The 24,422-nt window shown below is 69.5% G+C and carries 25 protein-coding genes and 1 pseudogene; 11 read left to right on the top strand and 15 right to left on the bottom strand.

What is annotated here, in order from left to right; all coding sequences use genetic code 11:
* Window positions 1-231 precede the first annotated feature (231 nt).
* The 3 genes from pdxH to K7W41_RS15190 form a co-directional block, all read right to left on the bottom strand.
* Window positions 232-876, bottom strand: a complete 645-nt coding sequence (pdxH, locus tag K7W41_RS15180; RefSeq protein WP_224610176.1) for a pyridoxamine 5'-phosphate oxidase — start codon at window positions 874-876, stop codon at window positions 232-234.
* Window positions 873-1,721, bottom strand: a complete 849-nt coding sequence (locus K7W41_RS15185; RefSeq protein ID WP_224610178.1) for a DNA-formamidopyrimidine glycosylase — start codon at window positions 1,719-1,721, stop codon at window positions 873-875. The genes pdxH and K7W41_RS15185 overlap by 4 nt, the downstream gene beginning before the upstream one ends.
* Before the next feature lie 68 nt (window positions 1,722-1,789).
* On the bottom strand, window positions 1,790-2,272 hold the full coding sequence (locus K7W41_RS15190) for a hypothetical protein (protein WP_224610180.1): 483 nt from the start codon (window positions 2,270-2,272) through the stop codon (window positions 1,790-1,792).
* A gap of 45 nt (window positions 2,273-2,317) precedes the next feature.
* On the opposite strand from K7W41_RS15190, the gene K7W41_RS15195 reads away from it, so the two are divergent.
* Window positions 2,318-2,950 (top strand): pyroglutamyl-peptidase I, encoded by a 633-nt coding sequence (locus K7W41_RS15195; RefSeq protein ID WP_224610182.1) that lies wholly within the window; start codon window positions 2,318-2,320, stop codon window positions 2,948-2,950.
* A 434-nt stretch (window positions 2,951-3,384) separates the two neighbouring features.
* Here the strand turns inward: K7W41_RS15195 and K7W41_RS15200 are convergent, their stop codons facing one another.
* The 5 genes from K7W41_RS15200 to K7W41_RS15220 are packed head-to-tail and all read right to left on the bottom strand — an operon-like array spanning window position 3,385 to window position 8,412.
* Entirely contained in the window at window positions 3,385-3,684 is a 300-nt protein-coding gene (locus K7W41_RS15200) for a hypothetical protein (RefSeq protein ID WP_224610184.1), read from the bottom strand.
* A 2-nt stretch (window positions 3,685-3,686) separates the two neighbouring features.
* Window positions 3,687-4,070: a hypothetical protein gene (locus tag K7W41_RS15205; protein ID WP_224610187.1), complete on the bottom strand. Its 384-nt coding sequence runs from the start codon at window positions 4,068-4,070 to the stop codon at window positions 3,687-3,689.
* A 1-nt stretch (window position 4,071) separates the two neighbouring features.
* Window positions 4,072-4,575, bottom strand: a complete 504-nt coding sequence (locus K7W41_RS15210) for a hypothetical protein (RefSeq protein WP_263489868.1) — start codon at window positions 4,573-4,575, stop codon at window positions 4,072-4,074.
* Between the two features lies 1 nt (window position 4,576).
* Window positions 4,577-7,465: a transglutaminaseTgpA domain-containing protein gene (locus K7W41_RS15215; protein WP_224610191.1), complete on the bottom strand. Its 2,889-nt coding sequence runs from the start codon at window positions 7,463-7,465 to the stop codon at window positions 4,577-4,579.
* Window positions 7,462-8,412, bottom strand: coding sequence for an AAA family ATPase (locus tag K7W41_RS15220; RefSeq protein ID WP_224610194.1), 951 nt, complete (start codon window positions 8,410-8,412; stop codon window positions 7,462-7,464). Before K7W41_RS15220 ends, K7W41_RS15215 begins: the two co-directional genes overlap by 4 nt.
* Before the next feature lie 313 nt (window positions 8,413-8,725).
* Here K7W41_RS15220 and K7W41_RS15225 point away from each other — a divergent pair.
* Both K7W41_RS15225 and K7W41_RS15230 read left to right on the top strand, forming a co-directional pair.
* Window positions 8,726-9,469 (top strand): annotated as a pseudogene (locus K7W41_RS15225) (IS982 family transposase).
* Window positions 9,470-9,546: 77 nt separating this feature from the next.
* The gene (locus K7W41_RS15230; RefSeq protein WP_224610197.1) at window positions 9,547-10,224 is read left to right on the top strand and encodes a hypothetical protein; all 678 of its coding nucleotides are present in this window, start codon (window positions 9,547-9,549) and stop codon (window positions 10,222-10,224) included.
* On the opposite strand, the gene K7W41_RS15235 is transcribed toward K7W41_RS15230, so the two are convergent.
* The 3 genes from K7W41_RS15235 to K7W41_RS15245 all read right to left on the bottom strand — a co-directional run bounded on the left by K7W41_RS15235 (window position 10,208) and on the right by K7W41_RS15245 (window position 11,505).
* Window positions 10,208-10,507 carry a VanZ family protein gene (locus K7W41_RS15235; protein ID WP_224610199.1) on the bottom strand — a complete coding sequence of 100 codons (300 nt, stop codon included), beginning with the start codon at window positions 10,505-10,507 and terminating at the stop codon, window positions 10,208-10,210. The genes K7W41_RS15230 and K7W41_RS15235 overlap by 17 nt on opposite strands.
* Window positions 10,504-10,926, bottom strand: coding sequence for a methylmalonyl-CoA epimerase (mce, locus tag K7W41_RS15240; protein ID WP_224610200.1), 423 nt, complete (start codon window positions 10,924-10,926; stop codon window positions 10,504-10,506). Before mce ends, K7W41_RS15235 begins: the two co-directional genes overlap by 4 nt.
* 99 nt (window positions 10,927-11,025) lie before the next feature.
* Window positions 11,026-11,505: a DUF4442 domain-containing protein gene (locus K7W41_RS15245; RefSeq protein WP_224610202.1), complete on the bottom strand. Its 480-nt coding sequence runs from the start codon at window positions 11,503-11,505 to the stop codon at window positions 11,026-11,028.
* Window positions 11,506-12,371: 866 nt separating this feature from the next.
* On the opposite strand from K7W41_RS15245, the gene K7W41_RS15250 reads away from it, so the two are divergent.
* Complete coding sequence (locus tag K7W41_RS15250; protein WP_224610204.1) at window positions 12,372-13,496, top strand: diguanylate cyclase; 1,125 nt, start codon at window positions 12,372-12,374, stop codon at window positions 13,494-13,496.
* Between the two features lie 353 nt (window positions 13,497-13,849).
* Here the strand turns inward: K7W41_RS15250 and K7W41_RS15255 are convergent, their stop codons facing one another.
* The 3 genes from K7W41_RS15255 to K7W41_RS15265 all read right to left on the bottom strand — a co-directional run bounded on the left by K7W41_RS15255 (window position 13,850) and on the right by K7W41_RS15265 (window position 16,447).
* Window positions 13,850-14,413 (bottom strand): DUF402 domain-containing protein, encoded by a 564-nt coding sequence (locus K7W41_RS15255; RefSeq protein WP_224610206.1) that lies wholly within the window; start codon window positions 14,411-14,413, stop codon window positions 13,850-13,852.
* Window positions 14,410-15,009 carry a phosphoribosylglycinamide formyltransferase gene (gene purN / locus K7W41_RS15260; protein ID WP_224610208.1) on the bottom strand — a complete coding sequence of 200 codons (600 nt, stop codon included), beginning with the start codon at window positions 15,007-15,009 and terminating at the stop codon, window positions 14,410-14,412. The genes K7W41_RS15255 and purN overlap by 4 nt, the downstream gene beginning before the upstream one ends.
* A gap of 79 nt (window positions 15,010-15,088) precedes the next feature.
* The gene (locus tag K7W41_RS15265; RefSeq protein WP_224610209.1) at window positions 15,089-16,447 is read right to left on the bottom strand and encodes a dipeptidase; all 1,359 of its coding nucleotides are present in this window, start codon (window positions 16,445-16,447) and stop codon (window positions 15,089-15,091) included.
* A gap of 32 nt (window positions 16,448-16,479) precedes the next feature.
* Here K7W41_RS15265 and K7W41_RS15270 point away from each other — a divergent pair, with 32 nt between their 5' ends.
* From K7W41_RS15270 to K7W41_RS15295, 6 genes are all read left to right on the top strand, one after another.
* On the top strand, window positions 16,480-17,436 hold the full coding sequence (locus tag K7W41_RS15270; protein WP_224610210.1) for an ion channel: 957 nt from the start codon (window positions 16,480-16,482) through the stop codon (window positions 17,434-17,436).
* A gap of 23 nt (window positions 17,437-17,459) precedes the next feature.
* A complete protein-coding gene (gene hspR, locus K7W41_RS15275; protein WP_221088391.1) occupies window positions 17,460-18,182 on the top strand; it encodes a heat shock protein transcriptional repressor HspR, fused homodimer type in 723 nt (240 codons plus the stop codon).
* Between the two features lie 117 nt (window positions 18,183-18,299).
* Window positions 18,300-19,139: a metallophosphoesterase gene (locus K7W41_RS15280; protein WP_224610212.1), complete on the top strand. Its 840-nt coding sequence runs from the start codon at window positions 18,300-18,302 to the stop codon at window positions 19,137-19,139.
* Between the two features lie 267 nt (window positions 19,140-19,406).
* The gene (locus K7W41_RS15285; RefSeq protein ID WP_224610213.1) at window positions 19,407-21,011 is read left to right on the top strand and encodes an ABC transporter ATP-binding protein; all 1,605 of its coding nucleotides are present in this window, start codon (window positions 19,407-19,409) and stop codon (window positions 21,009-21,011) included.
* Window positions 21,008-22,063, top strand: a complete 1,056-nt coding sequence (locus K7W41_RS15290; protein WP_224610215.1) for an ABC transporter permease — start codon at window positions 21,008-21,010, stop codon at window positions 22,061-22,063. Before K7W41_RS15285 ends, K7W41_RS15290 begins: the two co-directional genes overlap by 4 nt.
* Before the next feature lie 175 nt (window positions 22,064-22,238).
* Window positions 22,239-23,132, top strand: coding sequence for an ABC transporter permease (locus K7W41_RS15295; protein ID WP_224610217.1), 894 nt, complete (start codon window positions 22,239-22,241; stop codon window positions 23,130-23,132).
* Window positions 23,133-23,231: 99 nt separating this feature from the next.
* On the opposite strand, the gene K7W41_RS15300 is transcribed toward K7W41_RS15295, so the two are convergent.
* Window positions 23,232-23,612: a hypothetical protein gene (locus K7W41_RS15300; protein ID WP_224610219.1), complete on the bottom strand. Its 381-nt coding sequence runs from the start codon at window positions 23,610-23,612 to the stop codon at window positions 23,232-23,234.
* 91 nt (window positions 23,613-23,703) lie between these two features.
* Here K7W41_RS15300 and K7W41_RS15305 point away from each other — a divergent pair, with 91 nt between their 5' ends.
* Window positions 23,704-24,285, top strand: coding sequence for a hypothetical protein (locus K7W41_RS15305; protein WP_224610221.1), 582 nt, complete (start codon window positions 23,704-23,706; stop codon window positions 24,283-24,285).
* Window positions 24,286-24,422 lie beyond the last annotated feature (137 nt).

The raw sequence follows: 24,422 nt of genomic DNA on the forward strand, positions 1-24,422 counted from the left end.
TTGAGCTGAGAACCTGCTTGCCTCGCTTGAAACCTGTCCGCACCACCGCTCAGACAGCCGCCCACATCTGAATCGTTCGGGAAAGAATGAGAGGTTGCGCTCCTGCAACCCCTCTCAAGTCGACGGCCCGACGCGTCAGAGCTGGTTCTCCCCCGCAAGTCCTTTCTTCAAAACGGCCAACTCGAGTCACGGATGTTTCCAGAAACCCGATCAAAGACCCTTTCTACCCGCTCAGGGCATCAGGCGGGTGATCTGCCACTCCCCGCCTGCCCGGATATACCGGAAGCGGTCGTGCAGGCGGTTGGCGCGGCCCTGCCAGAACTCCCATTCCTGCACCTGGACCCGGAAGCCGCCCCAGAAGGCCGGGCGGGGCACCGGGGTCTTGCCGGGATAGCGGGCGTGCAGGTCGGCAAAGGTGGCCTCCAGCGCCTCGCGGCTGGCAATGGGCGCGCTTTGCGGGGCGCTGGCGTGGGCGGCCAGCTGGCTCTCGCGCGGGCGGGCGTGAAAGTAGGCGTCGGCTTCGTCGTCTGGCACGCGGGTAACGGGGCCAAAGGCGCGCACCTGCCGCTCGTGCTCGGCCCAGTGAAAGAGCAGTTCGGCCTGCGGGTTGGCCCCCAGGTCGCGGCCTTTGTGCGACTCGAAATTGGTGTAGAAGGTCAGGCCCTCTTCCCCGGCGCCGCGCAGCAGCACGGTGCGCACACTGGGGCGCCCGCTGGCGTCGGCGGTGGCGAGGCTCAGGGCGTAGGGCTCGCGCAACCCGGCCTCCAGGGCTTCTTGCAGCCACGCCTGGAACTGGTGCAGGGGGTTGGCGTGCAGGGCCGCGCGGCGCAGTTCGGCGCGGGTGTAGGACAGCCGCAGCCCGGTCAGGTCGGTCATGGGGTCTCCTGACGGGCGCGGGGGTGCAGCGGCTGGCACACGGGGCAAAAATGGGTGCCGCGTCCGCCCAGCACAGTCTTTTCGATGGGCGCGCCGCAGCGGTCGCACGGCTGCCCGGCCCGGCCATAAGCGTGGTGCTGGGTCTGGTAGCCGCCACTCTGGCCGTCGTGCTGGCGGTAATTGCCCACCCCGTCGCCCAGGCTGCTGCCGCCCGCCGCCACCGCATGGCCCATCACCTCGCGCACGGCGTGGTACAGGCGCCCAGCTTCCTCGCGGGTCAGGCGGGTCTGGGCGGGGTGCAGCTGCGCGGCCCACAGGCTCTCGTCGGCGTAGATGTTGCCCACGCCGCTCACGGGTTTCTGCGACAGTAGCCACGGCTTCACCGGACCACACGTCGCCGCCAGCCGGGCAAAGGCCTCTTCGCGGAAATCGTCGGAGAGCGGTTCGGGGCCCATCGCCAGCAGGGTGGGATGCCCGGCGTACTGCCCGGCCGGCACCACCGCCATCTTGCCGAAGCGGCGCGGGTCGTCGAAATACAGCTCGCCGCCGTCGGTGCGCAGGGTCACGCGGGTGTGCTGGCCCTGCTCCAGGCGAAAGCCCCCGGTCATGCCCAGGTGCACCAGCAGTTCAAGGTCGTGGGCCTCGTCCTGGGCCGCACTCTGCTCGGCGAGGTGCAGCAGCAGGTACTTGCCCCGGCGGCTGAGGCCCTTAACAAGGCGCCCGGCGGCCCGGTGGGTGTCGCGGTAGCGGTGCGGAGCGTCGTGCACGACCTCCAGAATCGTGCGGCCCGAGAGCAGCGGCTCGATCTTGCGGCGGGTGGTTTCCACTTCCGGCAGTTCCGGCATGGGGGCAGCATAGCCCTGCCCCGGCGCGGGCAACTGCGGCGCAGGGGACGGTCAGGGGCAGGGGCTGATCAGGGGAAGTACACCTGACTGACCTTCAGCACGCGCGCGCCGTCCAGGCGCAGGCGCACGACCCCGCCCGCAAAGGGCCAGCAGGCGGCCGGGTTGCCCTTCCACGACGACACGAAGCGTGTGAGCGACACCGGCGTGGGCACGATGTCCGAGGACTCGGCGCCGGGTTTCTCGGGGCAGGCGAGCTCGAAAACCGTGCGGGCATCGGTCTTCAGGGTGCGCAGCTGCGGGTTCACGTTGCGGGCCAGCACGCCACTGGGCGGCAGGGCGGCCTGGAACGCGCGGGCATTCGGGTAGTACCCCAGTTCCACCGCGCGGGCGGCGTCCTCTGGCGAGTCGTAAAACACCTCGATGTAATCCAGGGTCATGGTCATCAGGCCGGTCTGCACCTTCGCCGCCTTCAGGACGGCGTACTGCGTGACTGGCGCGGCCAGCGCCGAGGGCGCCAGAGCCAGCAGGACAAGAGCCAGGGCACGGTTCATCTGCCCAGCGTACCCTGCCGCCCGCCTCCCCTCTATCCTCGGGCCATGCCCACCGCGCTGCTGACCGGCTTCGAGCCCTTTCATACCCACCCAGACAACCCCAGCGCGAACGCGGCGCGGGCGCTGCACGGCCTGCAGGTGGGCGACTGGCAGATTGAATCGGCCCTGCTGCCCGTAGAGCCGCACGCCGCAGCCCAGCAACTGACAGACCTGATGGACCGCACGCAGCCCGGCGCGGTGCTGCTGACCGGGCTGGCGGCCGGGCGGCCCCAGGTGACGCTGGAACGGGTGGCGGTGAATGTCATGGATTTCGCCATTCCCGACAACGCCGGGCAGACCTACCGCGACCAGCCCGCCGGCCCCGCTGGCGCGCCTGCGGCCTACCTGAGCACCTGGCCGCTGCGCGCCACCCTGGCGGCGTGGCGGGCGGCGGGCCTGCCGGGGCACATCAGCAACACGGCGGGGCTGTACGTGTGCAATTTCGTGCTGTACCGCGCGCTGCACCATCTGGCGCAGGGTGGGCGCGCCGGGGTGCCCTGCGCCTTTATGCATGTGCCCGCCAACTCGGCCGTGGCCCTGGCGTGGCCTGAAGACCGCCCCCCGCTCCCCTACCTGCCCGACGCCGAGATCACGCGGGCGGTGCGGGTGGCCCTGGAGAGCCTGAAGGAAAACAGCTGATCCAGGAAGGGTGACGGGGAGAGGTGGCGTGCGGGTTCAGGCGTGAATCTGACCACCCCGGGGCAAAACGTCTGCCCTGCATCTGTCCCCTGTCTCCCCTCGTTCGCCCCAGAGCTGTTAAGGGCAAAACTGGAGGTGGCTCTGGGGTTCGCTCTCACAGCAGAGCCCAGCTGCATTGAGGGTATCTCCCCTCAATGCAGCTGGGCCGAACGGCGTGAGTCTCTGGAAGAGACAGCGGCAGAAGTGGAATTGAGGGGCGTTCTTGGCCCGAGGGTGGAACTGGCAGCCGCTGTCAGAACAGCCTTCTTTGGCGCGCCTCTCCCCCATTTTCTGCTGCTGCCCTACGCCCCAAGTTTCCGCCTCTGCGCCGCAGAGCACTGGGCCTCGATGAAGGGGAAGGACGCTGGCCCGGCCCGCATCGGCACCCCCACCCGCTAGGGAAACGGCGCGCGACCCGGCACCCATGTGCCCTGTTCGCCACCGGCCCAGTGCCATTCTCCCTCGGCAGGGCGGGCGGCCAGGGCGGCCTGCACCGCCGCCAGGGGCACGCGGCGGGCAAAGCGGGTGCGGGCGTGCCACGCGGCCAGCGCGGCGCCGGGCTGGGCCGGGCGCAGGCCCCGCAGCGCGGCCCAGGCGCGGTTCACCGCCAGATCGAACAGCGCGGCCGGCACGGCGCCAGCTGGGGCCACGCCGTCCGGGTTGGGGTCGGTCAGAAACGGGCGGTCCTGGGGCACGGTCAGACCAGCAGGGGGCGCCGGGCCAGCGCCGCGATCTGCCCAGCGTGCCAGACGGTGTGCCGGGCCAGGGCCAGCAGGGCGTCCTGCACGGTGGGGCCGGTGGAGCCCAGGGGCCGGGCCAGGGCCTCTGGGGGCAGGGCGCGGGTGGCCGTCACCTCCCAGGCCATCAGGCGGGTCAGGCCCGCGTCGTCCGGGGGGGGTGCCTGCCCAGCCGCCGCCGTGACCGCCACCCAGGTCTCGTGCTTCACCGCGCGCAGGTGAGCGGTCAGCGCCGCGACGCGCGGGTGTGGCTGGCCGTCCACCCGCGCCAGGGCCGCGCGCACGCTGTGAGCAGGGCCGTGGTTGGCGTCGTCCAGCAGCTCGGCCAGGAGGTCCGGGGTCATCTCAGGCGAGGCGGAAGGCGTCGCCGTCGCGCACAAGGCGGCCCAGGTCCAGCATGCGCGCGGTGACCGCCTGGGCCTGGGCCTCGGTCAGGGGGCTGCTCGACTGCAGGTCGGCCAGGGTAAAGCGCCCGCCCTTGCGGTGCGCGAGGCGGTACACCATGCGCTCTTGCACGTCGGCGCGCGGGGCGTGGCCCTGGCGGCGGCCAAACGCGCGCCACACCAGCGCACCTACCACCACCCCCACGAGCAGCGCCAGGGGAATCATGGTGGCCGCAAAGGCCGGATCGCCCACCTGCGCCCCCAGGGCGTGGAGGTGGCGCTGGGCTTCGGCAATCTGCGCCTCGGTGCCGCTCTCACGCAGGCGCTTTAGGGCCCCACGCGCGCGCAGGTAAGCAAACACGCCGCCCAGATCGCCGCGCACAAAGGCGGCGCTGTAGGCAATCAGGGCGGCGGCGCACCCGGCAATGGCGGTCAGCAGGAATTTCTGCACGTTCACGCTGTTCATGCTACGGGACGCGGCGCCGCCCAACGGTGACTCGGCCCCCGGGGCGCACCCGCCGGGCCGCCGCGCGGAGCGTGCGCAGCGCAGCTGCCGGATCACCTGGGGCGTAGCGCGCGGCGTGGTAGGCCCGGAGCACCTCGCCCAGCGCCGCTGCTTGGTCCGGCCACTGGGCCCCCAGGCGGGCCACGTAGGCGGCGGCTGTCTCCCCTGGGGCGCGCGGTTCCCCCAGGCGCGCGCCCAGGTCGTGCAGGGCGCGGGCCGCCGGGTCTGCGGGCGCGGCGCGGCGGCGCAGCAGGGCCAGGGCTGGCAGCAGGGTCAGGGCCACCACCGCCGGCAGCAGCAGCAGGTAGGCAGGCTGGCCCACCCCACCCAGACCCGCGCGGGCCAGCAGCCCCGCTTGCCGCTCGCCGTCGTAGTCCACGACCAGTTCGTTCCAGCGGTTTTGCAGGGCGTCCAGGCGCAGGCGCAGCCGGCCCAGGGTGCTGGGGGCCAGCGGCGCGGTGGCGTTCGGGCGGGTCAGGGCAGTTTGCAGCCCGGCCTGCACGCGCGCCGGGGCAATGGCGGCGGTGGGGTCCACCCGCACCCAGCCCTGGCCCGGCAACCACACCTCGGTCCAGGCGTGGGCGTCGCGCTGGCGCACGATCAGGTAGTCACCCTGGGGGTTCAGTTCGCCGCCCTGGTAGCCGCCCACCACCCGCGCACTCAGGCCAGCGGCGCGCATCAGAAAGGCAAAGGCCCCGGCGTAGTGCTCGCAAAAGCCGGTGCGGCTGGTGAACAGGAAAGCGTCAATGCGGTCCTGGGCCGGCAGCGTGGGCGGCGAGAGGGTGTAGGTAAAGCCCCCCTGGCGCAGATAATTCAGGGCCGCCTGCACCCGGCCTTCGGGGGGCAGACTCTGCCAGGACTGCCCCAGCGCCGCCGCACGCGGGCTCTGGCCCTGCGGCAGGAAGAGGTTGAAATTCAGCCGTGCGGGGTCCTCCTGGCGGCCCAGCAGCGCCGGGCGGCTTTCCAGTTCCACCCGCCGCCGGGTGGTCACCGGGCGAAAGGTCACGGCCTGAAAGGCACTGGACACAAAGGCCCCGTCCGGCACGCGGCTGGGGGCGTCCAGCGCCAGCAGCCACGGCGTACCGCTGGGTTCCAGGGTCAGGGTGTAGCGCTGCCCCTGGCCTGTGGCCTCCACGCTGGGGCTGACCCGGCTGCCGCGCACCTGCCGCCACGTCTGGCCGTCGTAGGCTTCGTAGACGGGGCCGCGCCAGTACAGGCTGTTTTGCGCAGGCACCTCGCCCTGGAACTCGGCGCGGAAGGCCACGGCGTCACTCTGGGCGAGGTTGCTGAATTCCCCGGCGCGAATTTCGCTCGACAGGCCCGAGATCGCCTGCCCCTGCACCGGCAGCTGCCACAGCGGCGCGGCCGGGCGCGGGAACAGCACGAACAGCGCCAGGGCCAGCGGCGCGGCCAGCCCCAGCAGGGTCACGGCGCGGCCCAGGGCGGGGCGGTCCAGCCCAAAGCGGCCCGGCGCCGCCCCCGGCGCGCGCCACGCGGGGGCAGCGGCCAGCAGCAGCGCCGAGGCCAGCACCGTGTGCGCGGCGGTCAGGGGGCCCTGGCTGAAAAAGTAGTGGGTGCTGGTGGTAAACAGGCCCAGCAGCACCAGCAATTGGCCGTCGCGGCGGTTGCGGCTCTCGGCCACCTTGAGGGCCAGCAGCAGCGCCAGAAAGGCCGTGCCCGCGTCGCGGCCCAGCAGGGTGCCGTAAACGGCGTTCAGCGCGGCGCCCCCCGCCACCGCCAGCAGGCCCAGCAGCCACGTGGGCAGGGGCGGCCGGGGGGCGGCCGGGCCCGCGTGGGTGCGCCACAGGGCATGCACCAGCAGCGCCGCCACCACCGCGCTGAGCCACACCGGCGCGCGCAGGGCGGTGGGGGCCAGGGTGACCGCCAGCGCCAGCAGCGTGCCGCGCAGGGCGGCCGGGTTGGGCGCTTCGGGGGTGGGGGCCGCCCTGGCCGTCTCCTGGCTGGGCAGCGGGGCGTGCAGGGCCAGGGTACGCTGCGCGGCCAGCGCGTGGGCCTCGCCCTGGCCCACCGGCAGCTGCGCGCCGGGCAGGTGCAGGGCAAAGGGCACGCCCGCGCGTCCCAGTTCAGTGACCCAGGCGCTCAGGCGCGAGAGCCGGGCTTCCGGGGGCCCGGCCGTATCGGCCCAGTCCAGCAGGCGGGCGCGGCCCTGCGGGGCGTCGGTTTCGCGGGTCAGCAGGGCGCCGGTGCGCGCCACATGCCGCCACGACACCTGCCGGGGCGAGTCGCCGGGGGCGTAGGGCCGCAGCCCTGCAAAGTCCTCGTCGCCCCGGGTGCGGCCGGCGCCCTCGCCCGCGCCGGGCAGGGTGCGCGCCGGGGCGGGCGGGGCGCCCACCTCGGGCGCGGGGTGCACCAGCAGGGTGAGGGATTCGGGGGCAGGCAGTGGCACCCGCCACAGCCCCAGGCGGTCATACACCTGCGGCGTGGCCGTCAGGGTCAGCGGGCCCCGGTGCGTCACGGGCAGGGCCAGGGTGGCCTCCAGCGGGCCCCCCACCAGCGGCCACGTTCCAGTCACCGGGCGCGGGCCGCCCCGCAGGGTCAGGCCCAGGGCGCCGTCGCCCCCGCCGCTGAGCGCCACTTGCACCAGGGCCTCGCCCCCGGCGATCGCACCGGGCGGCGGCCGCAGGGTCACCACGGCGCCGCGCGCCGCGCGCAGGGCCTGGGTGGCGGTCATGACCCACACGCCGCCCAGCAGAAAGGTCAGGCCGTAGCCCAGGCTCAGACCGTAGTTCACGCAGCCCACCAGGGTGAGCAGAATCAGCAGCAAAAAGGCCACGCCGAAGCCGGTGGGCCGCAGGGTCAGGGGGGGCGCCGCCACAACGGGGCCTTTCAAGGAATGGGCGTGTCGGCCAGCAGCCGCTCCAGCAGGCCCGGCAGCGGCGTGGCGGGGTCGCGCAGGCTCAGGCGGTGGGCGGCCAGCGGCACAAAGACCGCCTGCACGTCCTCGGGCAGCACCATGCTGCGCCCGGCCAGATACGCCCAGCCTCTGGCCGCCGCCAGCAGCGCCAGCAGACCGCGTGGGCTCAGGCCGCCGGCCAGGGCGGGGTGCTCACGGGTGGCGCGGGCCAGCACCTGCAGGTAGTCCAGCAGCGGGGCCGCCGCATGCACCCGGTCCACCTCGGCCTGCATGGCCAGCAGCACGGGCGCGCTCAGCACGGCAGGCAGGTCGCGCACCGAGAGGCTGCGCCCGCCGGTTTCCAGCAGCAGGCGCTCGGCGCGCACGTCGGGGTAGCCCAGGGTGACGGTCATCAGAAAGCGGTCCAGCTGCGCTTCGGGCAGGGGGCTGGTGCCCACGAACGCGGCCGGGTTCTGGGTGGCAATCACAAAAAAGGGCTGCGGCAGGGGCCGGGTCACGCCGCCTTCGGAGACCTGCCGCTCTTCCATGGCCTCCAGCAGCGCGCCCTGGGTGCGGGGGGTGGCACGGTTGATCTCGTCGGCCAGCAGCAGTTCGCTGAACACCGGGCCCTCGATAAAGCGGAAGGACGCACTGGGCGCGTCCCACACCGAGACGCCCGTGAGGTCGGCGGGCAGCAGGTCGGCCGTGAACTGCACGCGGCGAAAGTACAGGCCGCAGGTCCTGGCCAGCGCCTGGGCCAGCGTGGTCTTGCCCACCCCGGGCTGGTCTTCGATCAGCAGGTGTCCGCGCGCCAGCAGGCAGGTCAGCGCGAGGCGAATCTGGGTGCTTTTGCCCAGAATCACGCCTTCCAGTTGGGTCACCGCCGCCTGCAACGCCGCCGCGTGGCTGGCGTGCGCAGGTGGGGTCAGCGGCAGGGTGGTCATAAAAAAAAGCCTAGAGCGCGGCCTCTGACAAAACTGCAACGGCGCCTGCAGGCTTCAGAAGAGGTGAAAAAGGGGGTGTGGGCAGTGGGCAAGACATTTAGGCAGGCTGCGTTCACAACCAGGCAGGCGGTTAACCACCTTATGGTCCGCAGATGAAGCCCGGCCCCCAACGCTGAGCTGGTCGCCCATCGCAGTTGGCTGGGGCGACAGTTGGATGACCATACCAGAAGTCAGAGACGACGATAGAGAACCGTCTACTGATCACGAATAAGGGTCGACAACCACGCCCAAAAAAGTGATTGGGACGGTGATCATGGGCCGTCGCGATGTCACTGTACGGCCACTCCCTGCTGCTGTCACGCGCCTCACCCGTTGGATTGCACCGCACCTTCCTCCAACATTGATGCACCGATACGAGAGCGTCACGGATGCAGCGTTGGTCACGGCCGCGCTTCTCCAGCAGCTGTACAAGGTGCCGCACTTCAGCCGCTGGTGGCGCCTGCACAAACCCAATGCCTGCCCTTACTGCATCTCAGCGCCCCAGGCCCGCATGCGGTCGGCGCGGTTGACACCGGTCATCAAGCAACGCGCGACCAACGTCCAGAAACTAAACTTCGTTGCGGTGATTTCAGAGCCGCTGCCCGTCTCGACCTTCAAACGCGCGCCACGCGGCACATTCCAAAGGGCACGACATGGCTTCACAATCCACGGCCTCAACTCGTACGCGTGGCGCGCCCTGCACGGCAGGATCGTCAAGTATGAGCTTCAACCTGCATATATGTACGATTTCCGCGTGCTATGTGAGATGAACTGAGATTGGCGTCAAAGGCGATCAATCCGGCACCTGTCTGACCCCACCGAAGGTCAATGCTAAGCAGGTGGATCCGCGTTGCAAGGACGAAGGCGGCGCTGCAGGAAAGTGTATTGAGTCTGCGTTCTGGGCCTGGCCGGTACGGGACTGCGCTGGGCACAGGTCAAGACATACCTCAGCCTACGCCTGAAAGAGACAGTGAGCGTCTTGGACCACACCTTGAAGTTCTTCGACCTTGGTCCCTGATGCCCATCGCGTCAATTCGTATTCACGCTCATTATCGCCGGCGTCCTGGCGAACTCTCTATACCCTCATACCCAGTTTTGACGGGTATTCAGCCTCTTCTCTTGCCGGCTCTGGATGAAAAGTCGGCCACCTCATGCTTGAATAACATTGAGATGAAGATGTTTTTCGTTCCTGCTCTTGCGTTCAGTGGTGTGATGGTCGGGTGTGCGCCGATGGCGACTGAGACTTCGGCACCTGTGGTTGATCCCATTTTCCATATAGACCAAGAGTGGGAGGTTGCGTGGCGAGCAGAGCCACTTACTATTCGACCGAACTGGACTTTACCGGTTTGGAAAGAAAAATTCCGGCTTCCAGCCAGGAATATGGGTCGTAAAGAAGTGGCCGTGTATGATTTTGTCCAGTCGAGTACCGAAACTCTAGATTTCTTTCAAAGAAATGATATCAACACGTTTGTATCCTTTGTCTATAAGCCGCTTCAGAGCAGCAATAGCTACGCTGCTGCTTCGCTCTTGGAGTCCAGAAAATCCCCTTTCATTCAAAATGAAACTCTACGCTTTAGAACTTGCCTTGTTCGAAGTCCAAAGAGGATAGAGGTGGGTGAGAGTTTACGCGGGGCATTTTTTGAAAGTGGAGGTTCGTTTAACGTGGACCGAACCAGTATTTACATTGATGAAAGCCAGCCTGCGATAAAGCTCTATCTAAATTCTGGAATGGTAGATAAAAGCCAGAATTGCAAGCTTACCCGACTGAAATAGGGCACAGCCAGTCGGTGCTCCCGGCTTCACGGGGCCGCACGAACGCCTGGCGAATCTCGTCCAGGGCGCCAAACCACGCACACAGCACCAGGGCCGCCGCCGGGCGCCCGGTGGCCCGCGCCACGCACAGGCCCAGCGCCGCGTAGCTCAGAAAATGAACAGCCCAGTCCCAGGGATGCACCAGCCGGGGCCCGGGGGTCTGCGGCTGGCTGCTGAAGAACCAGATCAGGACCATGACCACCAGCGCCGGCACCCACCAGCCGGGGCGGGGGCGCGCGCTCAATCGTGCCCCCCGCCGTGCGGGTGCTCCACCAGCTCAATCAGGGTGCCCTGGCCCCATTTGGGGTGCAAAAAGGCCACGCGCGTGCCCGCCCGCCCCGGCACCGGGGCCTCTTGCAGAAAGCGGGCGCCCCCCAGCTTCAGGCGGGCCATTTCGGCGTCCAGATCGGCCACGCGGTAGGCGGTGTGGTGCAGGCCCGCGCCCCGCTTGTCCAGAAAGACCGCAATGGGGCTGTCCGGGCGGGTGGGGGTGAGCAGTTCAATCAAGGTGTCACCCACCTGATAGGCCCGCACACGCACGCCCTGGGTGCCCACCTCCTCGTCGGGGCCTTCGACCTTCAGGCCCAGGGCTTCATAGGGCGCGGCCCCAGCGTCCAGGTCCGGGGTGGCGATGGCAACATGGTCCAGCAGCAGCACAGACATGCGCGCAGGCTAATACGAAATGGCCACGAAGCGCCCTACGCAGAGGTCGGAGGAGGCAAAGGGCTTTTCCCACTTCCTACTGCCTACACCCCACTCCCCCTACTGCGGGCGCGCCCGGATATACCAGTGCGCCACCGCGCGCATCACGTCCTTGCTTTCGCCGTCCTGCACGGTCACGTTCACCACCAGCCGGGCCTTACCCTCGCGGGCGAAGTCGGCGTGGGCGCCCGGCAGGGTCGCCGGGTCGGCCACCTCGGCGCGGGCGGTCAGGTCGCCCTGGGCGCGGTTCACGTAGTGGGTTTCCAGTTTCTCAATCAGGGGCACAGCGCTCATCAGCTGCGCGGCAAAGGCCCCGGCAAAGGCGGCGCCACTCACGGCCTCGGCCAACAGGAACTGCACGCCCGCGTGAATGGTCCCCAGGTGGTTGCGAAAGGGCGCCGTATCGGGCGCCTGCCCGGTGGCCCAGCCCACGCCCACATCGGTAATCTGCACGCCCACGGTGGCGTTCATGGGAATGTCGTGCAAGGCTTTTTTCACGGCGGCAGCGGCAAAGGCGGGCAGGGCGGCAGACTGGGTCATGGGGGAAACCTCCGGGTGAATTTGAACTCAGTCCAAGTATACGGGTGAGCCGGAGGCGCAAACAGCGGTGCCCCCTCATCCGGCACGCAGATGGGGAGAAGGCAAGGGACGAGCGGCCTCGCCGCGCCGCACCGCAGATTCAGAGAGCTCCGCAGGAGAGCGCACACGAGAACAGACGGAACGACGATGGAACAGCAGCCCTTCACTCTTCCCCAGAGGCTTTGGTATCAGCGCCGTCCTGTAGCACACAGCCTCCCTCTGGAGCCTCCAGAAAGGCACTGGGGATTCGCTGCCCGCCGCACCGTTCAGGTGCAATGGCCCGGCAACCGTGGCTGTCAACAGGGCGGCCAGCTTCAACAGTTGAGGTGTCTCGGGTGAACACGGCGCCTTTGCGCCTTGCGGGGCCATGCAGAGCGGCGGCGCGGGCATGGGCCTTGATAAGCAGATCAGGCAAAAGAGGGGTGAGCAGCCCTGGCGTTCCAGACGACGTTTTTCCAGCCTCCACCTCACCGGGCTTGAACATGGCCCTTCCTCCTGCGGTCCTTCGTGCAGACAGAGAGCTTCCGTCAAGGACCGCAGAAGCTCAAGCCGCTCATGAAAGGAAACTGATCCTTTTCTCAAAGCAGAGTGCGGGGCGATGTGATGCATTCATATTGGGGTCAGATTCACGGCCCTACCGGTGTTCGTCGTTTCTCAGGACTCCAGCGCATTGTCTGCTTTTTCCCACCTTCTTCCCCGTTTTCGGCAGGCTTCATGCGTTTACTGTTTCTGTTTTTCTGCGTCCTCTTGCCGTCTTCTGCGCTGCTCTGTGCGCCGCACGCCGCCTGGGCGTGCGGCCCTAAACCTCTTTCCCCAGCGGGAGAGGCATGCTGAATGAACTGCTGTTGAATTTGGCGCTCTTGATGGCCGGCGTGCTGCTGCTGGCCCAGCTGGAACGCCCCGGACCCCCCCAGCCCCGCTTACTCCCTCTCAGTCTCCTGGGGGCCTCGGGGCTGGGGCTGCTGCTCATGTACAACACCGTGCCCGTGGGCCCTGGGCTGCTGCTGGACTTCCGCAGCGTGGTGGTCGCGCTGGCCGCGCAGCGCTACGGCATCCTGGCGGGACTGGCCGTGGCGCTGCCCCTGGCGGTCTACCGCTGGCTGCTGGGCGGCGCCGGCCTGGGCCCGGCCCTGCTGAATCTGGTGCTGGTGGCGGTGCTGGCGGGCAGCAACACGGGGTGGCTGCGCCGCGTGCCCTGGTCGCCCGACGACGACCTGCGGCGGCAGTGGTGGGTGCCGCTGCGCGTGTTCGCGGTGGCGAATCTGTCGGTCTTTGCCGGCTTCGCCCTGGCTCAGCGCCCGCTGACGGACGCCCTGCTGACCTACGGGGCGCTGACCCTCTTCAGCAGCGCCGGGCTGGTGGTGGCCCACAGCATTCTGCAGGGGCGCCTGCGCGCGGCCCAGCGCACCTCGCACCTCGAAGGCCTCGCGTACCTGGACAGTCTGACGGGCTGCGCCAACCGCCGCCGCTTTGAAGAGGACTTTGCCCACGCGCGCCCGCCCGCCTACCTGCTGATGCTGGACCTGGACCACTTCAAGCAGGTCAACGACTCGTACGGGCACGAGGTGGGCGATCAGGTGCTGGTGATCGTGGGGGCCACCCTGCGCCGGGCGGTGCGGGCCAATGACGGCGTGTACCGGCTGGGCGGCGAGGAATTCGCGGTGGTGCTGTGCGAGTGCTGCGAAGACGCCGCCTTCGCCGTGGCCGAGCACATCCTGCGCTGCGTGCAGCTGGAGGTCGCCACCCGCGCCCAGTTGCACGGCGAAAGCGTGACCGTCTCTGGCGGCCTGACCCCCCTGAGCGGCAGCCGGGCCGAGGTGCTGCGCGCCGCCGACGAGCAGCTGTACCGCGCCAAGGCCGCCGGGCGCAACTGCGTGGCCGCCGCCACGCGGGTGGTGCGCGGCCTGCACCCGGCGCGCGCCATGACCCGCACCAGCGCCCCCCGCCACTGAGGGAAAAGGCGAAGGCGGTCAACACCAAAAAGCGACCGGGAACGGGGCCGACCTTTGATGGAGCGGCGTCAGCAACAAGCGCCGGGCTGCTTTCGATGGCTGGAACGCGCCCCCTTCATCCGGCTTCCAAATCATCCGTGACCGCCTCTGCGCTCCGGTGCATCCACCCCTCTCCGTCCCCGTTATTCCTGCTCTGCTGCGCCGCTCTGCAAGCCCCTCCGGTCAGGTTCACCCGTTCTTCCAGAACACATCAGCCGGAATCCCTATCAGCCTCTGCTTCCCCCTTCCCACAGACATGAAACAAGGCGCCCCTGCTTCAGCGGCGCCCTCTCTCCTCGGCTCCACCCTTCGGCTCAGGTGTACGGGTCTTCCAGATACCGCCGCAGCACGGCCAGCGGCGGGTAGGTGCCGGCCAGCAATTCGGCGCGCACCTGCTCGGCGTGGGCCCAGGTGGCTCCGGCCTGCGCGGCGTCCACCAGCCCCGCCCGCACCGCGTCGTCCAGGTCCTCACCGTCAATGATGTGGGCTTCGGTCACCTGCCCGTGGCCGCGCCCGTCCACCACCCAGTTGGCAATCACGTCCAGATACAGGTCGTCATGCCAGGGCAGCCCCGAGTCGGTCAGCCCCTCGCCGCCGTGGAGGTCCACGTACAGCTGCATGAGCCGCCCGCCCTCGTCCAGCATGGCGCTCAGGGCGCTGCCGGGCACGCCCTCGCCGCTGCCGGTGGGGTGAACGCGCACCCAGCGGTACCCTTGGTCCACCACGCGGATGGTCTGGTCCCCGAAAGGCACGTCCTTGGGGGCCGTCACCTCATGAATCGCCAGATCCACGATCACGTGGCCGGGCACCCGCAGCACGCTCTCGGTACAGCGCCGCACGCGCGCCCACTGCCGCAGATCGAAGACCTTGCGTTTCATGGCGTGGCCCGCACGGCCGCCTGCGCCGCCAGCGCCTGCACCGCGCGCAGCATCAGGTCGCCTTCCACCGCCTGCACGCGGGCTTTCAGGGTGTCCAGGGTGTCGCCCGGCAGCACGGGCACCCGGGCCTGCGCCAGCATGGGGCCCTCGTCAATGCCGGCGGTGACCAGATGCACGGTGGCGCCGCTTTCGGTGTCGCCGGCCGCCAGCACGCTTTCATGCACCCGGTCGCCGTACATGCCCCGCCCGCCGTGGCGCGGCAGCAGGCTGGGGTGAATGTTCAGCAGCCGCCCCGCAAAGTGCGAGAGCACCCGGGGCCCGATCTCGCGCATATAACCGCTGAGCACCAGCGTGTCCGCCCCCGCGTCCTGCAAAAAGTCCAGGATGGCGGCGTCCAGTTCGGCGGGGTCGGGGTACTTCGCGCTGCTGAGGTGCGCCGTGCGCAGCCCCGCCGCCTGCGCCCAGGCCAGCGCCGGGCTGCGGCTGTTGTTGCTCACCAGCGCCACCGGCGCCGCCTGCAGCTCACCGCGCCGGCACGCTTCGGTCAGGTGCCGCGCCGCGCTGCCCCCGTGCGAGGCGAGGAAGGCGAGGTTCATGGGCGCTCCGCGCCAGGGCTGCAGGCGGCAGGACGCGGGACGCAGTGACCGCGCACCGCACACCGCGCACCGCTTCCTGTCACTGCCCCAGCTCCTGCAGCAGATACGCGCTCGTCAGAATGCCGTTGAAGTAGTCCTGCACCGCAAAGCTCTCGTTGGGGCTGTGGGGGGCGTCCTCGTTCAGGCCCAGGTCCACGAACAGCACCGGGGCCTGCAGGATGTCGTTGAAGGCCGCCACAATCGGAATGCTGCCGCCGGTGCGCGCAAATACAGCTTCGCGGCCGTACACGCGCTTCAGGGCGCGGTTGGCGGCTTTGTTAAAGGGACTGTTCAGGTCGAACTTGAAGGGGCGCCCGCCGTGGTGCGGCACGACTTTGGCACTCACGCCAGCCGGGGCGATCTTGGGCACGTAGTCGGCAATCAGCCCGGTGATGCGTTCCGGGTCCTGGCCGGGCACCAAACGCATGCTGACCTTGGCGCCGGCCTTGGCGGCGATCACGGTCTTGGAGCCCTCGCCCTGGTAGCCGCCCCAGATGCCGTTCACGTCCAGCGTGGGGCGGCCCCACAGGCGCTCCAGGGTGGAATAGCCCGCCTCGCCGGGCAGCGCCGGGACGCCGATGCTGGCGGCAAAAGCCTCGTCGCTGTGGGGCAGGCTGGCCCACATCTGGCGCTCGTCCGCCGTCAGCTCGTCAATGCCGTCGTAGAAGCCGGGGATGGTCACGCGGCCCTGGTCGTCCTTGAGCCGAGCGATGATCTCGCACAGCGCATTGATGGGGTTGGGCGCCGCGCCGCCGTATGACCCGCTGTGCAGGTCGCGGTTGGCCCCCTGCACGTGAATTTCCACGTAGCTCAGGCCGCGCACGCCGTAGGTGATGGTGGGCACGTCCGGGGCGAAGCGGCTGCCGTCGCTGATCAGGATCACGTCGGCCTTCAGTTCGGCGGCGTGCTCGCGCAGGTAGGCTTCCAGGTTCGGGCTGCCGATCTCTTCCTCGCCTTCCAGCAGGAATTTCACGTTTACGGGCAGCTCACCCTGCGAGAGCAGCAGTTCAGCGCCCTTCACGTGGGCATACGCCTGCCCCTTGTCGTCGGTGCTGCCGCGCGCGTAGATGCGGCCGTCCCGCACGGTGGGCTCGAAAGGCGGGGTCACCCACTCTTCCAGCGGGGCCTCGGGCTGCACGTCGTAGTGACCGTAAATCAGCACGGTGGGCTTGCCGGGGGCCTGCAGGTGCTCGGCGTACACCACGGGGTGCCCGGCGGTGGCGTCCACCCGGGCCGCAAAGCCCAGGGCCGCGAGCTTGGCGCGCAGGAACTCGGCGGCGCGGGCCATGTCGGCGCCGCGCGTGGGGTCGGCGCTGACGGAGGGAATGCGCAGCAGGTCAAACAGTTCGGCCTGGGCCTGCTCACGGTTCAGGAGCGCGCTGAGGTCTGCAGAGGTCATGGGCCGAATGATAGCGGGGTACACTGCGCGCCATGAGCGGCCCCCGAGCGCGCCCCCCCGGCCCCGCGCCGCGCGAGGACGACCTGGGCCTGAGCGGGGCCTACGAGACCGAACCCCGGTTCCTGCGCCGCGACGGACAGTTCACCGCGCGGCGGATCGGCCTGGGCTGGGCGGCCTACGACCCGTACACCGTGCTGCTGGGCATGCGCTGGGGGCCCTTTTTTGCCCTGAGTCTGGCGGCGTACCTGGGGCTGAACCTGCTGTTCGCCTGCGGCTACTGGCTGCTGGGCCCAGGCGCCCTGAGTGAGCAGCCTGTGGGGGCCGCCGAGCGCTTCATGGCCGCCTTTTTTTTCAGCGTGCAGACCTTCGGGACCATTGGCTTCGGGCACGTGTATCCCGTCGCCCTGGCCGCCGACGCCCTGGTGACGCTGGAAGCCTTTGTGGGCCTGATGGCCGTGGCGCTGGTCACGGGGATGCTGTTCGCGCGCTTTTCGCGGCCCACCCACCGCCTGCTGTTCAGCCGCTGGGCGGTGGTCGCGCCGTACCAGGGCGGCCAGGGTCTGATGCTGCGGCTGGTCAACGGGCGCCACAGCAACCTCAGCGACGTGCAGGCCGAGGTGGTGCTGGCGCTGCGCGAGGGCCCAGGCCCCGCGGCCAAGCGGCACTTTTACCCCCTGAAGCTGGAGCGCACCCGCGTGACCCTTTTTCCCCTGGCCTGGACGGTGGTGCATCCCCTGGACCACGAGTCCCCGGTGGCCGGGCTCAGCGAGGCCGACCTGCACGCCCGCGACGCCGAGCTGCTGGTGGTGCTGCGCGCCACCGACGAAACCTCGCAGCAGCCGGTGCTGGCCCGCACCAGCTACCAGGCCCGGGAGATTCTGTTTGACCACGCCTTCGAGAGCATGTATGTGCGCGTGCAGGGCGCGCTGGCGGTGGATGTGCGGCGCCTGCACGACACCCGGCCCGCCGGGGCGCCGCAGCAAAACTGACTCCGGTATACTCAAGGGACGTTATGCCCTCTGACGCCAAACACCGGCCCGTATACGTGATCTCCGTGGCGGCGGAACTGGTGGACATGCACCCCCAGACGCTGCGGCTGTACGAGCGCAAGGGCCTGATCCGTCCCGGGCGCAGCAGCGGCAAAACGCGGCTGTACAGCGAGCGCGACATTGAGCACCTGCGCGAGATCCGCCGCCTGACCCAGGAACTCGGCGTGAACCTGGCCGGCGTGGAAGAGGTCATGCGCCTGCAGCACGAGCTGGACGACCTGCAGGGCGAATTCGAGGCCGAAATTGAGCGCCTGGAGGGGGAACTGCGCCAGCAGGCCGCCCGCCCGGACGCCCTGCCCGCCCCGGACGGCCGCCTGGACCCGCGTGACCGGCCCGTGTACGTGATTTCCATTGCGGCGGAACTGGTGGACATGCATCCCCAGACGCTGCGGCTGTACGAGCGCAAACAGCTGATCCGCCCGGGGCGCAGCAGCGGCAAGACGCGGCTGTACAGCGAGCGCGACATTGAGCACCTGCGCGAGATCCGCCGCCTCACCCAGGAACTGGGCGTGAATCTGGCGGGCGTGGAAGAGATCATGCGCCTGCGCCACCAGCTGGACGCGGCGCGTTCGGGCCTGGAAACGAACGTGCGCCGCATTCAGGACGATATCTCCGAGCGCATGACCAAGTGGCGCACCCTGCCGCAGGGCGAAGCGGCCCCCGAGGACGAGGACGGGGGCGTATGAGGCCCCCCCAGGCGCGCCGGGGGGTAGACTCCGGCATGTGCACAGCGGCCTTCAGCGGGAACAGAAGCGGTCAGGCAGGGGCCCCGGCGTGACGCCGCGCCTAGTTGGGGGCGGCGCGTGAAGGCGCTGTGGGTGGTGGGCGATATCCACGGCGCCTACGACAAGGTGCGCGCCCTGCTGCTGCGCGCGGGCCTGATTGACTTTGGCGGGCAGTGGACGGGCGGCGACGCCCACCTCGTGTTTCTGGGCGACTACGTGGACCGGGGCCCCAACGGCGTGGGCGTCATCCGCTTGATCCGGGGCCTGGAAGGGCAGGCGCGCTCGGCGGGCGGGCAGGTGAGCGCGCTGCTGGGCAACCACGAGGTGATGTTCCTGGCCGCGCTGGTGTTCAAGCAGGGCGACCCCCACGACCGCCTGGGCTTCCGCGAATACTGGCTGGAAAACGGCGGCCAGCCCCGCGACGCCGACCAGATCGAGCCCGCCGAGCTGGGCTGGCTGGCCGAGCGCCCCGCCATGCTGCGGGTGGGCGACTGGCTGCTGGTGCACGCCGACTCCATGGTGTACCTGAAGATGGGCGGCACCATTGACGACGTGAACGCCAGCGTGCGTGCGGTGCTGGCCCACGCCAACCCCGACGACTGGGGGGTGTTCCTGAACGCCTTTACCGAGCGCTTTGCCTTTGTGCTGGGCGGCGGCGACACCAAGGCCCGGCGGATGCTGGGCACCTTTGGCGGCCAGCGCATCGTGCACGGGCACACGCCGGTCTATGTGCTGCTCGACGAGCACCTGCACGGCCCCACCCTGGGCGCCGGGGCCCCCATTCCCTACGCCGGGCGCCTGTGCCTGGCGGTGGACAGCGGCATGGCCTACCGCGAGGACGCCGGGTTTATCGTGCGTCTGGACCCGGACGGGCTGGCCGACGTGGTCACGTTTCCCAGCGGCACCCCGGTGTACTGAGCGCACAGCGGAGGGCCGTAGAGGCCAGTGCCTCGCCCTGGCGCTGAGGCGAGACTTAGAGACTGGCTCCGCCCGCGCCGCTGTTGCTCACCCATAGAACACTGGACCGCTCCGCGCGGAGGTCTGGAACCCCGGGGGCGACTCCGGGGTTCTTTGCTTGACGCCCTTGAACAACCCGGCCGGCGCAGGCCCCGCCCGCCCTTTCCCCCCTCCCCTGCACGACCCTGGGCGTGACCGGCACGCGGGCGCTGTGCCAGGATGGCGGGCGTGAGTGTGCCCCCAGCCCCGCCCCCACCCGACGCGCCCCTGCACGAAGGGGGGCCCCCGGCCCTGCGCCTGCGCGGCGTGACCAAGCGTTTTCCCGGCGTGGTGGCCAACGACCGCGTGGACCTGACCGTGGCGCGCGGCGAGGTGCTGGCACTACTGGGCGAGAACGGCGCGGGCAAAAGCACCCTGATTTCCATGCTGTACGGCCTGTATCAGCCCGACGAGGGCACGCTGGAGGTGCAGGGCCAGCCCGTGCGCATCGGCAGCCCAGCGCAGGCGCGGCGGCTGGGCATTGGGCTGGTGCCGCAGCACCCCCTGTTGGTGGCACGGCACACCGTGGCCGAGAATCTGGCGCTGGGAACGGGTCGCGGGCTGTTTCCGGCGCGGCAGGTGGCGGCGCGCCTGGGGGAACTTTCGGCGCGCTACGGGCTGGAGGTGCGCACAGAGGCCCGGGTGGCCGACCTCTCGCCCGGCGAAAAGCAGCGGGTGGAGATTCTGCGCGCCCTGCTGGGCGGCGCCCGCGTGCTCATTCTGGACGAGCCCACCAGTGTGCTGACCCCGCAGGAAGCCGAGGGGCTGTTCCGGGTGATGCGCGAACTGCGTTCAGGCGGGCACAGCCTGATTTTCATTTCCCACAAGCTCGACGAGGTGCTGGACGTGGCCGACCGCGTGACCGTGCTGCGTAGGGGGCAGGTGGTGGGCGGCCTGAGCACGGCGGGCGCCACCCGCGAGGCACTGGCCGAACTGATGGTGGGCCGCAGCGTGGATTTTGCGCGCAAGCGGACCACCGGGGCGCCCCCAGAGACGGCCCCCACCCTGCTCAGCGTGCAGGGGCTGCGCGCGGCCGGGGCCCGGGGCCTGGAGGTGCTGCGCGGCGTGTCCTTTGAGCTGCGCGCGGGCGAGGTGCTGGGCGTGGCGGGCATTGCGGGCAACGGCCAGAGCGAACTGGTGGAGGTGCTCGCCGGCCTGCGGGACGCCGCAGGCCACGTGACCCTGGACGGCCAGCCGTTGACCGGAGACGCGGCCCAGCGCTTCCAGGCGGGTGTGGCCCACATTCCCGAAGACCGCCTGCACAGCGGCACCGTGCCCACCATGACCGTCAGCGAGAATCTGGCCCTGCGCGACTATGACCGCCCGCCCCTGGGCCGGGGTCTGGCGCGCGACCTCAGAGCCACCGACGAGCGCGCCCGCCGCGAGGTCGAGGCCTACGCGGTGGCCACCCCGGGCCTGCACACCCCCGTGCGGCTGCTGAGCGGCGGCAACATTCAGAAACTGATTCTGGCGCGCGAACTGGCGGGCCAGCCCCGCCTGATCCTGGCCGTGCACCCCACCTACGGCCTGGATATCGGGGCCACCGATCAGGTGCATCGGGCGCTGCTGTCGCGTACCGAGCAGGGCGCGGGCGTGCTGCTGGTCAGCGAGGACCTGGATGAACTCCTGAGTCTCTCGGACCGCGTGGGGGTGATGGTGGGCGGCCAGCTGCGCGGCCCCTACCCCGCCGCCGAGGTCAGCCGCGAGTCGCTGGGCCTCCTGATGGGCGGCGCGCATCCGCACAGCCTCCCTGGAGCCCAGCAATCTGGCAACGAGCAGGGGGTGGGCGCATGAGGTTCGTGCCGCTGACCACCCCCTCGCCGGCCCGCGCCGCGCTGGTCACCCTGGCCTCGGTGGCCGCCGCGCTGCTGCTGTGCGCGCTGGTTTTTGGGCTGGCCGGGCAGGCGCCGGGCACGGTGTACGGCACCATGCTGCGCGGCACCCTGGGCGACCCCACGGGCTTGGCCGAGGTCGCGCGGCGCACCATTCCGCTGCTGCTGATCGGCTCGGGGCTGGCGCTGGCCTTCCGGGCGCAGTTTTTTAACATTGGCGCTGAGGGGCAATTGCTCCTGGGGGCCGTGTTCGCGGCGGGCACCGCGCTGTTTGTGCCGCTGCCCGGCCCGCTGCTGTTGCCCGCCATGTTCGCGGCGGGCTTTCTGGGCGGCGGCCTCTGGGCCCTGATCGCGGCGGCGCTGCGCCGGGTGAATGTCAATGAGATTCTGTCCACCCTGATGCTGAACTACGTGGCCGCCGCGCTGGTCACCTACCTGATTGCCGGGCCCTGGAAGGGCAAGGACGTGCGCGGGTACATCTACACCGATACCTTTGCCCCGCAGGCGTGGCTGCCCACCCTGAGCGGCACCCAGGTGCACTGGCCCACGCTGGTGCTGGGCGTGGCGCTGGCGCTGGGGCTGCAGTGGCTGCTCACGCGCTCCACCTTCGGCTACGCCCTGCGTGTGGTGGGCGAGAACCCCGGCGCGGCGCGCTACGCCGGCCTCAAGGCGGCGCGTGTCGCCACGCTGGTGGCCCTGCTGACGGGCGGCCTCGCCGGGCTGGCCGGTGCGGGCGAGGTGGCCGGGATTCACCACCGCCTGCTGGAAGCCGGGCAGATCAGCCTGGGCTACGGCTTTACGGCCGTGATCGTGGCGTGGCTGGCGCGCGGTCACCCCGCCCTGTGCCTGCTGACCGCGCCGCTGATGGGCGTGCTGCTGGCTGGCGGCGACCTCCTGAAAATTGACCTGAACCTGCCCTTCCGCGTGGTGGATATCTTCAGCGGCGTCATGCTGCTGTGCCTGATTTCCGGCGAAGTCTTTGTGCGCCACCGCGTGGTGTGGGGCCGGGGGTAGGGGGTGGCAGATGGCAGATGGCAGATGGCAGATGGCAGATGGCAGTGAAACTGCCTAATGCGGCCCAGCGGGCCTGTCAAGCCCCAACCCTCCCGCGCACCGCACCCTGCCCCCCGCTTCCCTCTTTTCCCACTTCCCACTTCCTACACCCCACTTCCCCTCCTGGAGCCCCCACATGGACACCCTGATTCTCGAAGCTTTGGCCCGCGCGCTGGCGGTGGGCACGCCGCTGCTGCTCGCCTGTCTGGGGGCGATTCTGAATGAACGCGCCGGGGTGGTGAACCTGGGCGTGGAAGGACTGATGGCGGTGGGCGCCTTGGCCGCTTTTGCGGTGGCGGCCAGTGCCCCAGACGCCAACCTGTGGATGGCGGTGGGCGCGGCGATGGCGGCGGGCGCGCTACTCGCGGGGCTGCACGCGCTGGCCACTGTGACGCTGCGGGCCAACCAGTTCGTGAGTGGCCTGGCGCTGGCCCTGATCGGCACCGGGGCCGCCGGCCTGCTGGGCAAGCGCTTTGAAGGGCTGCCCCTTTTTAACAAGGTCCCCGACTGGACGGTCTTTGGCGTGGCCCTCAGCCCGTTTACCGTGGCCGCGCTGGCCCTGGCGGCGGGGTTGGCTTTCTGGCTGTCGGCCACGCGGGCCGGGCTGACCCTGCGCTCGGTGGGCGAGAACCCGGCGGCGGCCGATGTGCTGGGCGTGAATGTGGCACTGGTGCGGGTGCTGGCGGTGCTGGGGGGCGGCGCCTTGGCCGGGCTGGCGGGCGCCTTTCTGTCGCTGGCCTACCGGTCCTCGTGGGCGGACAACATGACGGCGGGCCTGGGTTGGATCGCCGTGGCCCTGGTGATTTTTGTGGGCTGGCGACCGCTGCGGGCGGTGCTGGGCGCGCTGTTTTTCGGCTTCCTATATTACCTGCAGTTTCGCCTGCAGGGCAGCAGCCCGGTGCCCACCGAGGTCTTCAGCGCCATGCCCTTTGTGCTGGTGCTGGTCGTGCTGGCGCTGGCCGGGGTGCGCGGGCAGGCCGGCGACGCCCCCGCCGCCCTGGGCCGCCCCTACGTGCGCGGCGAACGCTGACAGAAGCGGGCTGAACGGCCCAAAGCCGCTGCCGGCGCGTCCCACACTTTCAGGGTGTGGGGCGTTTTTCGATCAAGCACGACCCCATTCCCTTCGCCCCTATGGTCGCCAGCGGTTCTGGGTCGGCGTAAACGCCACGGTCAGGGGGCGGCCCGGCGTCAGGGTCACGCGGCGCACCTGCTCCTGCACGGTGCACAGGCCGCGCGTCTTGTCGCACAGGAACAGGCGCAGGCGCACCGTGGCCGGGCCCCGCGCGTCTGCCGGCAGGGTCAGGCGGGCAGGCAGCAGGCGGGTGTAGGCCTCGGGGGCTGTGGGGTCGGGCACGCCCCGCAGCGCGGCCACCTGTTCACGGTCACCCACCACCACCGACACTGTGGACGGCGTCAGCGCACTGAAACTCAGGCCGGGGGGCGCGGCCACGGTGACGTTCAGCGTGGGGCCACCCAGGGCCAGGGTCAACAGCAGCGCGCTCAGGGTCATGCGAGCCCCCATGCTAGCGCGCTGGCCCGGTTCTAGGGTCTGTAGGCCAAGTCAGTGAAGCAATCCGGCAAACGTCCTGCAAGATGGACGCATGTCGATTCCTCGGCCACATGCCATTGACCAGATGTGGCGTGATTTGCAGCTCACCCATATTCCCGACCAGCCGCAGGCCGTGGACGAACTCCTTCGAAGATTAGAGACTCCGCGGCTCAACGGTGGCGCGCTCTTCGCCTGGTTTCAATACGAAAACCATCCTGTGCTCGATCATTTTATTGAGCATCGTCATCTCACCGGACAGCCGCTCGATCTGCCCAATGGATTCCTAGCGCATCCTGAGGTCCGCCGAGTGCTCCCTGTACTTGAGCTCCCCGACGCGATGGAACCGGCCATCACCGGCACTGTCGTGGATGTCTTCGACCTGGAAGCAAGCTTGGCACGCGCTGTGTTCTCAGGTGGCCCTTACCGGTCATTCGAAGGGTCCCTCCGTCAGGCGAAGTCAATCGCTGGGCAGGCCGTCGATGCCCTTCAGGGTGACCTGCGGTACCACTGGTTTCATCATTCCGTACAGGATTGGTCACCCTGGTTTTCTGGTGGTCCATGGGATGGGACCTGGATTGGCTTGGACAGCTTCAAGAAGCGCCTGTGGCTGCTGTGCATGACAGATATGGACTGAGCCTCACAACCACAGCAAGATGGAAGCGATCGTCAGCCAGGCTTGAAAACAGCGGGCCCGTTTGTCATAACGAGTCGCGATCCTCCGAAAGCTCTTGAAGCGGTTGACCAGGCGCTCCACCTTATTGCGTTCCTTGT

Source organism: Deinococcus multiflagellatus (assembly GCF_020166415.1).
GTDB classification, from domain to species: domain Bacteria; phylum Deinococcota; class Deinococci; order Deinococcales; family Deinococcaceae; genus Deinococcus; species Deinococcus multiflagellatus.